The following is a 12,453-nucleotide window of genomic DNA, read 5'->3' as shown; positions in this document are numbered from 1 at the left end:
TGATTAGAGCAAATTCAAAATCAGTGATCTAGTTTTATCATCGAATGAAGTCTGGTTTAAGATAGAATTGAATCTTTAACTCAGTTCTTACCATGCGTGATCATTATCTGGACACCAGTAAAGCGGTTTTGATTTTCCTTGTGGTATTCGGTCACTTTCTTGAGCGTCTTGTTGGGTGGCAGTTTGAGACGAGTGGGGCATTACTGAGCCTGATTTATTTGATTCATATGCCTGCTTTCATCTTTATTTCGGGGATGTTATTCAAGGATCAAAACTATATTAAAAATATTGTTTTCTTTTTATCTCTTTATCTGCCTTTTCAAATTATTTATCCCTTATTTACATCTTTTTTGTCGGGTGAGATGAAGTGGAGTGGATTCAATGTATTTCAGCGTCCTTATTGGATTTTATGGTATCTGATGGGCATGGTGGCATGGACATTCATCACTCATTTTTTAATTAAAACTCAATTTCCTGTGTGGATTGCACTTGGATTGTCACTTCTGATCGGATTTTCACCCTGGAATAACTATGATTATTCAGTCGGGCGAATATTGGTTTTTCTGCCTTTCTTTGTGGCAGGAGCTATACATGGTAAAGATTGGATTTTAAACGTTAAACAACAACGTTTTGCGCCATTTTTTGGCATTGGATTGATGTTAGGACTACTTGGATTATTGTTTCGACTTGATCTTTCGCAATATTGGCTTTATGGCAGTTTAAGCTATCAACAATTGAAGGTTGAACCTTGGGTTGGAGTCGGAATCAGACTGTTATGTATTTGCCTTGCGGGCGTAGGCATTTATGCGCTGTTGGGACTGGTTAAGCTTTTTGAAAATCGTTGGACAACATTGGGTACATATACATTACCCGTTTATTTGTTGCATGGATTGGTGGTGATGGGAGTTGCGCATGTCATGAAATATTATATAAGCGCGTTTAACACTTCGCAGTTCAGCCTGATTTTATTGTCATTATTTTTATCTGTTATTACTTGTACAATTTTACAGTTCAAAGTGTTCGATCAAGTTTTAAGATTACTTTCTCAATGGTTAATGATGCCTTATTCAAAAATAACGTCAAAGTGATAAACCAGTCTAAAGCTGTAGGCTGTGGACATCATCATGATTGGTACAGCATTGTAATTGATGAGTTTATGACTTCTTTTCGAATAAACTGGCTTTTCTCGAAGGAAATTTATAGAGCAGTTAATCTTTCACTAAGCCACCATTGACAATCAGATGTTGTCCTGTGATTACATGAGGATAGGGTGATAGAGACCTAGGAAATGCATCCGCAAACTTTGAGGTGTATTGGCATTCAGATCAATGCTTAAAGATATAAATCGTTAGAGTAAAATTTATGAATTTTTTCTGGAAAAATTTTATCAGCTCGTTTTTCAAAGCGTTTACTCAGACGAAAACAAGCCAACCGAAGAGCAATAATGCAAATTCAAACATCGTTGTTGCTGTTGATTCAGATTCAAACCTTAAAGACTATGGTTTTGCTCAAGACACAGTCAATCAGCTGAGTCCATCGGGTATTGATTTGATTAGTAACTTTGAAGGGCTAAAACTCGAAGCCTATTATGATCAAGCAGGTGTCTGTACGATTGGATTTGGGACAACCGTATATCCGAATGGTGTTCCAGTTCAGATCAGTGATCAATGTTCCGTTGAACAAGCCAAGCGCTATATGCACCATGACTTGGCACGTTTTGAAAAAGCCGTCAACTCATCAGTAAAAGTACCACTTTCACAAAATCAATTCGATGCTTTGGTGTCACTCACTTACAATATCGGAGTAGGTGCATTTAAAAACTCGACTTTACTCAAGCTATTGAATCAAGCTGATTATATCGGTGCAAGTCAGCAATTCGATGTATGGGTCAAAGCAGGTGGTCAAACTGTTCAAGGATTGGTTAATCGCAGAGCTGTTGAGAAAGCCTATTTCTTAAAATGACGTTCAGCGTTCATCAATTGATGTGGCTGAGTCACCATTTGAGCAAACTTTCAGCTATCTATGTTGAAGCAATTTTTGATTAGTCATGCCATTTTTAAAGGCATAAACTCATTTTAGCTCTACATTAAAGTGAAACATACATGGCGTTCAGTTGGATTCTTTTTACCCTGATGGCTGCGTTTATGCAGGCATGGCGTAATGCATTTCAAAAACAACTAAGCAGTACCGTCGATGTGTGGGGCGTAACCCTTGCTCGCTTTATCTTTGCTTTGCCATTTGCAGTTATATATCTAACGAGTTTGTATCATTTTTCACCTGTTACAGCGACGGTGACATTCACGACAAAGTATTGGATCTATATTTTAATCGCTGGAATGAGTCAGATTGTCGCTACCGCTTTGATGGTGAATCTATTTAAACAAAAGAATTATGCCATTGGGGTCGGGCTTGCGAAAAGTGAAGCAATTCTGGCTGCGATGATTGGTGTGGTATTTCTTGCAGATCATTTGTCAATACTGGCATGGTTTGGCGTATTGCTTGGGGCATGCGCCGTATTCCTACTTAGTCGAGGGCATGGCTTTACAGACTTCTCATTAAAAACCTTAGTGATCGGAATCGGAAGTGGCTTATGTTTTGCCATTACGTCATTACTGGTTCGTGAAGCGAGTCTGGAACTCACGATGCTTCCTACCCTTCACCGTGCAGCTTGGGTCTTGGTTTCCGTTATTGGATTTCAGTGTATCAGTATGTTGGTGTATTTAAGTCTGTTTAGTCGAAAGACCTTAATCGCGATGTGGGAAAGAGTAGGGCTCACCTTTAAAGTGAGCGTGTGTAGTTTTCTGGCATCACTTGGATGGTTTACTGCCATGAGTATGATGAGTGTGCCTGTGGTGAAAACGTTAGGTCAAATTGAAATTTTATTTAGCCTGTTAATCTCCGCTTATTTCTTTAAAGAAAAATTGGCGAAAGCGGAACATTGGGGATTGGGATTGGTGGTGATCGCTGCGATTTTGGTGATTTGGGCTTAGTTGTAAGTAAACGCTGAAAAAAGATATAAATGATTTGGAGTCATAAAGTGATTCTTATCAAAAAACTCCGCACTATGAATAACGTAATGCGGAGTTTTTTATAGAGGTAAATAAAGACTTAGCCTTTACTCATCTCTTCTAATTCTTCCCAACGCTCTAATTTTTCAAGCAATTTTTCATCAATTTCAGCAAGACGAGCAGACAGTTTCATCGCTTGATCATTGTTTGAAACAAACAAAGAACCATCAGCAAGTTTGGCATTGATTTCAGCCTGTTCTTTCTCTAAAGCTTCCATTTCAGCAGGAAGTTGCTCTAAAGCACGTTGATCTTTATAGCTCAGTTTTGCTTTTTTAGGCGCAGCTGCGGCGGCAGTCGCTTCTGCTTTGGCTAAAGCTTTTTTCACATCACTTTTTTGATCAACAGCAGTTTGATCTGGACGTTGTTCTAAATAGTCTTGGTAACCACCGATATATTCATCAATGTTTCCTTTACCATCAAATACCCAAGTCGATGTTACGACATTGTCCATAAACGCACGGTCATGTGAGATCAATAGCAATGTGCCTTTGTAACCACCGAGCATTTCCTCAAGCAACTCTAAAGTGACCATATCCAAGTCATTTGTTGGCTCATCCATCACGATTAAGTTGGATGGTTTAAGCAATAATTTTGCCAACAAAATACGGTTACGTTCACCACCAGAAAGCGCTTTTACAGGTGTACGCGCACGTTCAGGAGAGAACAGGAAATCTTGTAAATAGCTGTAGATATGACGGCGTCCACCGTTAACATCAACGAAATCTGAGCCTTCAGATACGTTATCTTTGACTGATTTTTCAAGATCAAGCGCATTACGGAGTTGGTCAAAGTAAGCAACTTCGAGCTGAGTACCTGTTTTAACCGTTCCACCGTGCTCAAGCTCACCTAAAATGGCTTTGATTAAGGTGGTTTTACCCACACCATTGTCACCGACTAAACCGATACGATCGCCACGTAGCACAAGGGTAGAGAAGTTTTTGATGATCGGTGCATTGTCGTCAAACGCTACACTGAGGTTTTCAATATCAAAGACAAGTTTACCAGAGCGGTTGGCGTCTTGCGTTGCCATGCTCACTTTGCCTTGTTGTGAGCGACGCGCTTTAGATTCTTCACGAAGAGCTTTTAATTCACGCACACGACCTTCATTACGGGTACGACGTGCCTTAATCCCTTGGCGAATCCAAACTTCTTCTTCCGCCAATTTTTTATCGAATAAAGCATTTTGCTTTTCTTCAGCTTCCATTTGCATGGCTTTCAGCTCAAGATAACGTGAATAATTACCGTCGTAACTACGCAAAATACCACGATCAAGTTCAACGATACGCGTTGCAATACTGTCCACAAATGAACGGTCATGCGAAATGAAAAGCAGCGTTAAGTTGTTTTGATCGAGTAAGAATTTTTCTAACCATTCAATACTTTCAACGTCCAAATGGTTGGTTGGTTCGTCGAGCAGTAGAACGTCGGGTTGAGTGAGTAAGGCACGTGCAAGCAGTACACGACGTTTACGTCCCCCAGATAGATCAGCCAAATCAGCATCAGGGTCTAAACCCATTTTACTGAGGATTGAATTCACTTTAGTTTCAAGTGCCCAACCATCCAATTGATCCATTTTGTGTTGTAACTCGCCCATGCGATCGCAGGCTTCCATATCACCAAGTACACAAGCTTCGCTTGCATCGTGGTAAGCTCGCATCACCGTTGCAGCTTCACCTGCACCATCTGCGACGATATCTGCAACACGACCAGAGTCCATCGGTACATCTTGAGCAAGCATGGAAATGGTGATGCCATTTTGCAAAGAGACTTCACCCGTGTCAGGTAAGAGGCTTCCATCAATCAGCTTGAGTAAAGTAGACTTACCTTCACCATTACGGCCGATCAAACACACTCGTTCGCCACGTTCTAAACTGAAATTGGCACCGTCGAGTAGGAAGGGTCCACCGAATGCAAGCTGGACGTCCCTTAAAGTAATATAGGCCATAATGTTTCCTGAAATCCCCCAATGAGGACTTATAATGTCGAATCAAAAAAATCTAGATGAGCAGGCGCCATTTTCCGCACCCATAGAAGATTTGCAAGTCCGAATTGCATTTTTAGATGAATTAGTTGATCAATTAAATATTCAAATTGCGTTACAGGACCGTGAAATCACTGATTTAAAGAAACAAATGAAAATTTTGTATCAACGTTTTGAAGTGTTTCATTTAACCGATGGTGTAGAGCCATTCGATCCAAGCAGTGATCGTCCGCCACACTATTGAGTTACAGATACCTTGATTCAACAGCGTTTAAGCAACAGCGAAAATAACACAGTCGCTATTGAACTGCTATTTTAAGCGGACACTGCATTATATTTGACCTTTTTTGTAAAGCTCGATGTAATAGCTTCATTCTAAATCTATTTTTTTGAAAAATGACTATGAACAATAAAGTTGTACTTTTGGATCTTGAGCGTAATATCCCGACAGTAAAATTCTATCGCGATATTCTTGAGCATTATGCAACTTTGTATATCTTCAGCAGAGAAAACAAATTTGAATGTCCGCTCACGGATTTAACTGAGTTTTCGACTTGGGTCAGCAGTGGTCAAATCGTGATTTTGGATACTTTGCAAGCCACAGAGCAAGAGTATGAATATGCGGTGGTGGTTGGACAACTTTTAGCCTTGATAGAGCCTGAGTCTCATGTTGACGTGGTTTCCGCTGCTAACGGCAGTCAGATTTTGGCAGATATGTTGGTCGCTTCGGGTTTTCCGTGTCGTCTAATCCAAGTCGAAACTGAAAAAACCACAGTGACTGCTAAAAAAGGCTTACCGCCATTGCACACTATTTTGGCTAACCCTGATTTGCAATTGATTAAGAAATATTGTGATGTCATCGCGATGGCAACGGGTAAACCTAGCTCGATGGCGAAGCTGAAAAACTCCATCATGAGTATATTGCAAGTTGACTCGACTCAAACCAAACAACTCATCGGTATGTTGATTAACTTAAAAATTGTTAAATCTGAAGGTGATCAAATTTCATTTCGCAAAAAAGTATTAAAGCAGTGGCAACAGCTTGATCTTAATCAAGCTGATACTGATCTACCAAATGACTCCATGCTAGGCAATAGCAGACTGGCTGAAGTGGATGCACTTTTGTCCAAGCTACAGATTAATCCTGAGCAAATGATTGAAGAGCTTGCTCAGTTACAGCAAAGCGAAGTTGTGAATGATGCACAAAGTAATTTGCATAAAAACTTTGACAAAATTGATCCTGTACAAATGGAAGTGATTCGTAAATTGAATCAAATGAAATCAGACAAACCCAAAGATATCTATGCGTTGAGAGATTTACTGGAACAGTTATTTCCTAAATCTGATGTTCGATTATTACTTAAAGAGATGATTGATAAGGGATATATTTATTGGAATGGTCACGATGTGATTTATAGCCATGAGATGTTCTTGAATTGAGTTTTTAAATATTTTCGTGGGGGAAATATGAAAAAAATATTATTACTGGATATAGAAAACGTACATAAAACAGAAAATGAGTTATTGAAATACTTAAGTCATTATCATTTTATCTATTTAGTTTATGCCAAATCTCCTGTGAATTTTTCATTAGATGGTGTAGTTAAAATTTCTCCATTTATTGTAAATGGTAAATTAAAAGTTCTTAAAATGCCAAAGGTCGGGAAAGATGTGGCTGATTTCGGATTAACTTTTATAGCGGGGCAACTCTCAACGCAAGTAAAAGCCAAAGAGTATTCATTTGATGTAATGTCAAATGATCATTCAATGGAATATGTGGTTGATTTGTTGAAAATTGCTCAATTTGAAGCAAAAATTATTAATGAAAAACCCTTGGTATCTAGGCATATAGCTAAGGATATAAAACTTGAAATTAATGTAAAATTATTGGTGTTAAACTATTGCCAGAACCTCGCTAAAGAAACTTTCAGTAGACCCGCTAAATTAGATTCCTTAATTAACTCGGTAAAGGCAAATCTTAAAATTGAAAATGATGTAGCAAAAGTAGTCATTGATGAGTTAAAGGTCGTTAAAGCCATCAGAATTAATGATAATAAAATTTCTTATAATAATCCTTCAATTGTAAAAGCAATCAAGATATTAACTGCTGAAACTGCTGAAACTGCTGAAACTGCTGAAACTGCTGAAACTGCTGAAACTGCTGAAACTGCTGAAATAGAGAAAAAATTAACAGCTCTACGGTTAAGATTAATGCCGTTTTTAAATACCACTAATTATGCAAGGCCTAAATATTTGGCTGGTTTTACTGTTTTACTTGAGCGATGTCTTCCTAAAGCACAAGTTGAAGAGGCATTATTTTTACTGCAAAAATACGACTTGATTCAGATCGATAAACGACAAGTTATTTATAGTCCGACCTTATTAGGTAATTAATTTATTTTTTGAGACTTGCGTTTTATATTGCGCTTATGCAACTCTAATATAGGAACAAAAAGGTTGAACTATGGATAATGTTGGAATTTGGGTCACAGTTGTTATTGTGATTTTCGTGCTGGGCTCGATATTTGGCTTACGTGTGAACCCACGTGAAAAAGCATTGGGCATCATGCGTGAAAAAGCAAGAAAGATGTCGCTACATCCACGACTTGTGGTTGCACCTGACTGGACAAAAATTCCAAAAGCAACCGAAAGCCGTGCCAGTATGGTTGCTTACTATAGTGTCATCATCCCTGAAGGACGTTTGTTATTGATGCGTGCCATCGTTGAAGATGACAAATTAAAAGTCATTCATGGCGATGAAAAATTTAATAATTTACCGATTACATTAAAGGGCATTTATGCTATTGATATGCAGTCAAATTGTGTAGGCCTCTATTGGAACGAAGAAATAGACCTTAGAGCGACACAGTTAGAAGATATGAAAGCCTATTTGCATTCATTAGCTGAACTTTAATATACACACCAATCTTATAGGAATAACGGTTCATTATGGCGAACGCTCCTCGGTCCACATCCAAAAGCACCACAGCGACCTCTCCTGACGCTGGCAAAAAACGTGCCTTAGTGATTGTGGAGTCGCCTGCAAAAGCGAAAACAATCAATAAGTACTTAGGCTCGAATTACATCGTTAAATCGTCTGTCGGTCATGTACGAGACTTACCAACAGGTGGTTCATCAAAATCTACAGAAAAGAAGACCGCCACCCGAACTAAATTAACCGATGAACAAAAAGCTGAAAAAGCACAAAATGCATTGGTCAATCGTATGGGGGTCGACCCTGAACATGACTGGAAAGCAAAATATGAAGTGCTTCCAGGCAAAGAAGGTGTCGTCGCTGAGCTCAAAAAACTCGCATCGCAAGTCGATGAAATCTATCTCGCAACGGATATGGATAGAGAAGGGGAAGCGATTGCTTGGCATCTAAAAGAAGTGATTGGCGGTGATGAATCACGTTATCAACGTGTGGTCTTCAACGAAATTACCAAAAATGCCATTCAAGAAGCGTTTAAACAACCTTCTCGTCTTGATACCGATAAAGTCAATGCACAGCAAGCACGTCGCTTTTTAGACCGTATTGTGGGCTTTATGATCTCACCATTGCTGTGGGAAAAAATTGCCCGTGGTCTGTCGGCAGGTCGTGTACAGTCTGTCGCTGCAAAACTTGTGGTTGAACGTGAACGTGAAATTCGTGCATTTGTTCCAGAAGAATATTGGCAAGTATTTGCAGATACGCAATCCAAAAAAAATAAGATTCGCTTAGAAGCAGTTAAGCAAGGTGGTAAAACCTTAAAACTTCAAAATAAAGCCCAAACGGATGCTTTATTGAGTGTTTTAAATGATGCCGAATATAAGGTTGCAGTTCGTGAAGATAAGCCAACCAAGGTCAATCCAAGCGCACCGTATATCACTTCAACGCTTCAACAGGCTGCAAGTACACGTTTAGGTTTCTCTGTAAAGAAAACCATGACCATGGCACAGCGTCTATATGAAGCGGGTTACATTACCTACATGCGTACGGACTCAACATTCTTAAGTGATGATGCAGTCAATATGGCGCGCAATTACGTTGAGCTTGAGTTTGGTGAAAAATACATTCCAGCGAAGCCCAATCGTTATGGCAACAAAGCGGGCGCGCAAGAAGCCCATGAAGCGATTCGTCCTTCTAGTGTGACGCTGAGTGGCGATCAGCTTATTGGTGTAGATCGTGATGCTCAGCGTTTGTATGAACTGATTTGGCGTCAATTTGTCGCATGTCAAATGACGCCAGCAGAATACTTATCTTCAACCATTTTAGTCGATGCCAATGGTGTTGAACTCAAAGCCAAAGGTCGTACTTTGGTGTTTGATGGTTTTACCAAAGTTCGTGGTGCCAACAAAGCGGATGATGATGTGCTCTTGCCTGCAGTCAAAGTCGGTGAAGTACTGAAACTTGAGAAGCTTGATCGATCTCAGCACTTCACTAAACCACCTGCACGCTTTACGGAAGCATCGTTGGTGAAAGAGCTTGAGAAAAAGGGCATTGGTCGTCCATCGACTTATGCTGCGATTATCTCAACGATTCAAGATCGTGGTTATGTGAAAATTGATAACCGTCGCCTTTTTGCCGAGAAGATGGGTGAAATCGTGACGGATCGTCTCGATGAAAACTTCAATAACTTGATGAACTATGCGTTTACAGCCGATCTTGAAAGTCAGCTGGATAAAGTGGCGGATGGTGAGCGTAACTGGAAAGAATTACTCGATAACTTCTACGGTGATTTCAAAAAACGTCTGACCACAGCTCAGGGTGAAAACGGTATGCGCCGTAATCAACCTGTTGAAGTGAATGCTGTGCACTGTAAAGAATGCGAACGTCCAATGCAGATTCGTACGGGTACGACAGGCGTCTTCTTAGGATGTTCAGGTTATAACTTGCCACCCAAAGAGCGTTGCAAAGGCACCCTGAATTTAACACCTGTTGAGTCTTTAGCTGCACTTTCAGATGATGATGCCGCTGAAACCGCAGATTTAATGTCGAAAAAACGCTGTCCAATCTGTGAAACAGCAATGGACAGTTATGTCATTGATGGTGGTCGCAAGTTACATATCTGTGGTAATAACCCAGACTGTGCTGGTTTTGAACTTGAAGAAGGTGAGTTCAAAATTAAAGGCTATGATGGCCCGACCATTCCATGTGATAAATGTGATGGTGAAATGCAGTTGAAGACAGGTCGTTTTGGTCCTTACTTTGCATGCAATAGCTGTGATAACACACGTAAAGTATTGAAGAGCGGTCAGCCTGCGCCTCCACGTGTCGATCCAATCAAAATGGAACATCTACGTTCCACCAAACATGATGACTTTTTTGTCCTTCGTGATGGTGCAGCAGGATTATTCTTAGCAGCAAGTAAATTCCCGAAAGTACGTGAAACACGTGCACCGAAAGTTGCGGAATTAAGAACTGTTGCAGAACAGCTAGATCCAAAGTATCAGTTCATCTTAAATGCACCTGATCAAGATCCTGATGGTAATCCAACTTTGGTGAAATTCAGTCGTAAAAACCAAGCGCAGTATATTGGTTCTGAAACGCCTGAAGGTAAACAAACCAAGTGGTCATTGGTTTATCAAGATGGAAAGTGGGCTGAAGCTTAATGCTTTAAAATTTTTTAAAATGCTGACTTCGGTCGGCATTTTTTTGCTTTGAATTAAATGAAGAACATGGCTTCTATTTTTCAATATTGTGTAGATATAACTAAAAAATGATGTAGTAAAACTAAAAAATTAATTGATGATTAAATCAGTATTTAAAGAAAGGTGGAGATTTAATATCAATATAAATTATTGTAAATGAATGAAAAAATATCGAGTATAATTTTTAGTATTATGAAATAATGTGAATCAGTTATCATTTATTTGATGGGCTAGATGATCTAATCTTCTTAAAATAAACATTTCAATTTATTAATGACTTTAGTTTAGATGCCAAAAATACAAGAGATAAGCGAATATGTGGAAAAAGCTTAGAATTATAATTTTATTGATCATACTCTTGATCGTCGGTATTAATGTTTGGCGTGACTATAATCCAAACTGGGATAAGCCAATCATTGTCCTTTTGCATCCGATCAATGCTGATGGACAGCAATCGACTCAAAACTATATTCAGCGTCTGTCTAGCCAAGATCTGAGTTATGCACAAGACTATATCCGTGATATGTCTGCAAAGTATCGTCATCAGCCTGTTTCTGTTTATTTCCAGTTAGGTCGTGAACTTAATCAAGTGCCGCCTAAAGTTCCTGAATCAGAGTCTGTATTGCAAACCATTATCTGGAGTTTGAAGTTCCGTTACTATGCTTGGAAACAACACAGTAATCAGGATGGTGCACCATCAGTCACTTTATTTTTAAATTATTATGACCCTAAGACCACATCGTCATTGAAGCATTCCACGGCTTTGCAAAATGGTCGAATGGGCTCAATTAATCTATTTGCGTCAAGACGACAATCCGAACAAAACCGCATTATTTTGGTTCATGAGTTATTACACGCATTAGGTGCAAGTGATAAATATGATTTGCTGACGGGTCTTCCCAAGTATCCAGATGGTTATGCTAATCCTAATCAACAACCTTTGTATCCTCAGTTGAAGGCAGAGTTGATGGGTGGTCATATTGCGTATTCAGAAACCAAATCGGTGATGCCAGAATTTCTTAATCAAACAGTGATTAATCCAAAAACAGCAGAAGAGCTGGGCTGGAAGAAATAATAAATAAGCTGAAATAAAAAAAGCCGACTCAAGTCGGCTTTTTTTATGTTAAAAATAGACCTCTTGCGAAAGTCGTTATTGCAAGTTTATCCGGTTTACAAGTGCAGCAATTAAGTTGATGCGTAAACCGAATCGCTTACGTCTGTTTCGGTAGCGTTCACTCAATATTCTAAATGTTTTTAATTGACGATTGATGTGTTCAATCACAATTCGTATTTCTCCAATCATTTTATTGTACTTTTTCTCAATATCAGATAAGGCAGAATTCTTCTTTTTCTTAATAGGAGTCAATAGCTTAAATCCACATTCCTCTAGTCCATGATATCCTAAATCAGTAATCACATATTCACAATGCTTGAATTTTGCAATCGTTTTCCTTGCCAATTTAATGTCATGTTGACTACCACTCGATAGATCTAGACCTATGATTTGTTGGCTCTTTGGATGATAGATCACTTGCGCTTTGAGCGTATGTTTCTTCTTTTTACCACTGTAAAACTTACTCTGATTTTTTTGGGGACGTTCTATAGCCAAATATGAAACATAAGCTACATCATCTTAAATACGATATCCAGAGCTTCCTGAATGGTTTTATTGTTCTGAGCAATGATGTGCCTGACTTTACTTTTTAAGACAGACCATGCTTTTTCAATAGGATTGAGGTCGGGACTATACGCAGGTAGATAAACGATTCTTGT

The 12,453-nt window shown here is 39.1% G+C and carries 11 protein-coding genes and 1 pseudogene; 9 read left to right on the top strand and 3 right to left on the bottom strand.

Going from position 1 to position 12,453, the window contains the following annotated elements:
- Positions 1-92 precede the first annotated feature (92 nt).
- From AC5YCE_RS06880 to AC5YCE_RS06870, 3 genes are all read left to right on the top strand, one after another.
- Positions 93-1,088 carry an acyltransferase family protein gene (locus AC5YCE_RS06880; protein ID WP_496171496.1) on the top strand — a complete coding sequence of 332 codons (996 nt, stop codon included), beginning with the start codon at positions 93-95 and terminating at the stop codon, positions 1,086-1,088.
- A gap of 274 nt (positions 1,089-1,362) precedes the next feature.
- Positions 1,363-1,962: a lysozyme gene (locus AC5YCE_RS06875; RefSeq protein ID WP_496171495.1), complete on the top strand. Its 600-nt coding sequence runs from the start codon at positions 1,363-1,365 to the stop codon at positions 1,960-1,962.
- Positions 1,963-2,102: 140 nt separating this feature from the next.
- On the top strand, positions 2,103-2,990 hold the full coding sequence (locus AC5YCE_RS06870) for an EamA family transporter (protein WP_496171494.1): 888 nt from the start codon (positions 2,103-2,105) through the stop codon (positions 2,988-2,990).
- 118 nt (positions 2,991-3,108) lie between these two features.
- On the opposite strand, the gene AC5YCE_RS06865 is transcribed toward AC5YCE_RS06870, so the two are convergent.
- The gene (locus AC5YCE_RS06865) at positions 3,109-5,013 is read right to left on the bottom strand and encodes an ATP-binding cassette domain-containing protein (protein ID WP_496171493.1); all 1,905 of its coding nucleotides are present in this window, start codon (positions 5,011-5,013) and stop codon (positions 3,109-3,111) included.
- Between the two features lie 34 nt (positions 5,014-5,047).
- Between AC5YCE_RS06865 and AC5YCE_RS06860 the strand changes: the two genes are divergently transcribed.
- The 6 genes from AC5YCE_RS06860 (at position 5,048) to AC5YCE_RS06835 (ending at position 11,755) form a co-directional block, all read left to right on the top strand.
- A complete protein-coding gene (locus AC5YCE_RS06860; RefSeq protein ID WP_496124938.1) occupies positions 5,048-5,293 on the top strand; it encodes a SlyX family protein in 246 nt (81 codons plus the stop codon).
- A gap of 158 nt (positions 5,294-5,451) precedes the next feature.
- The gene (locus tag AC5YCE_RS06855; protein WP_496171492.1) at positions 5,452-6,489 is read left to right on the top strand and encodes a hypothetical protein; all 1,038 of its coding nucleotides are present in this window, start codon (positions 5,452-5,454) and stop codon (positions 6,487-6,489) included.
- Positions 6,490-6,516: 27 nt separating this feature from the next.
- Positions 6,517-7,443 carry a PIN domain-containing protein gene (locus AC5YCE_RS06850; RefSeq protein WP_496171491.1) on the top strand — a complete coding sequence of 309 codons (927 nt, stop codon included), beginning with the start codon at positions 6,517-6,519 and terminating at the stop codon, positions 7,441-7,443.
- A gap of 70 nt (positions 7,444-7,513) precedes the next feature.
- Positions 7,514-7,963, top strand: coding sequence for an ammonium transporter (locus AC5YCE_RS06845; protein WP_496124936.1), 450 nt, complete (start codon positions 7,514-7,516; stop codon positions 7,961-7,963).
- Positions 7,964-7,998: 35 nt separating this feature from the next.
- Positions 7,999-10,641, top strand: coding sequence for a type I DNA topoisomerase (gene topA, locus AC5YCE_RS06840; protein ID WP_496171490.1), 2,643 nt, complete (start codon positions 7,999-8,001; stop codon positions 10,639-10,641).
- A gap of 355 nt (positions 10,642-10,996) precedes the next feature.
- Entirely contained in the window at positions 10,997-11,755 is a 759-nt protein-coding gene (locus AC5YCE_RS06835) for a hypothetical protein (protein ID WP_496171489.1), read from the top strand.
- A gap of 75 nt (positions 11,756-11,830) precedes the next feature.
- Here the strand turns inward: AC5YCE_RS06835 and AC5YCE_RS06830 are convergent.
- Together AC5YCE_RS06830 and AC5YCE_RS06825 are read right to left on the bottom strand one after the other, a co-directional pair.
- Positions 11,831-12,286 (bottom strand): annotated as a pseudogene (locus AC5YCE_RS06830) (transposase family protein); the annotation flags it as partial.
- Positions 12,287-12,303: 17 nt separating this feature from the next.
- Positions 12,304-12,447 (bottom strand): transposase, encoded by a 144-nt coding sequence (locus AC5YCE_RS06825; RefSeq protein ID WP_496126720.1) that lies wholly within the window; start codon positions 12,445-12,447, stop codon positions 12,304-12,306.
- Positions 12,448-12,453 lie beyond the last annotated feature (6 nt).

This window comes from Acinetobacter sp. CY79, from assembly GCF_059515845.1.
Note: the sequence above shows the minus strand (reverse complement) of the source record. Positions and strands in the feature narration are given on the sequence as shown.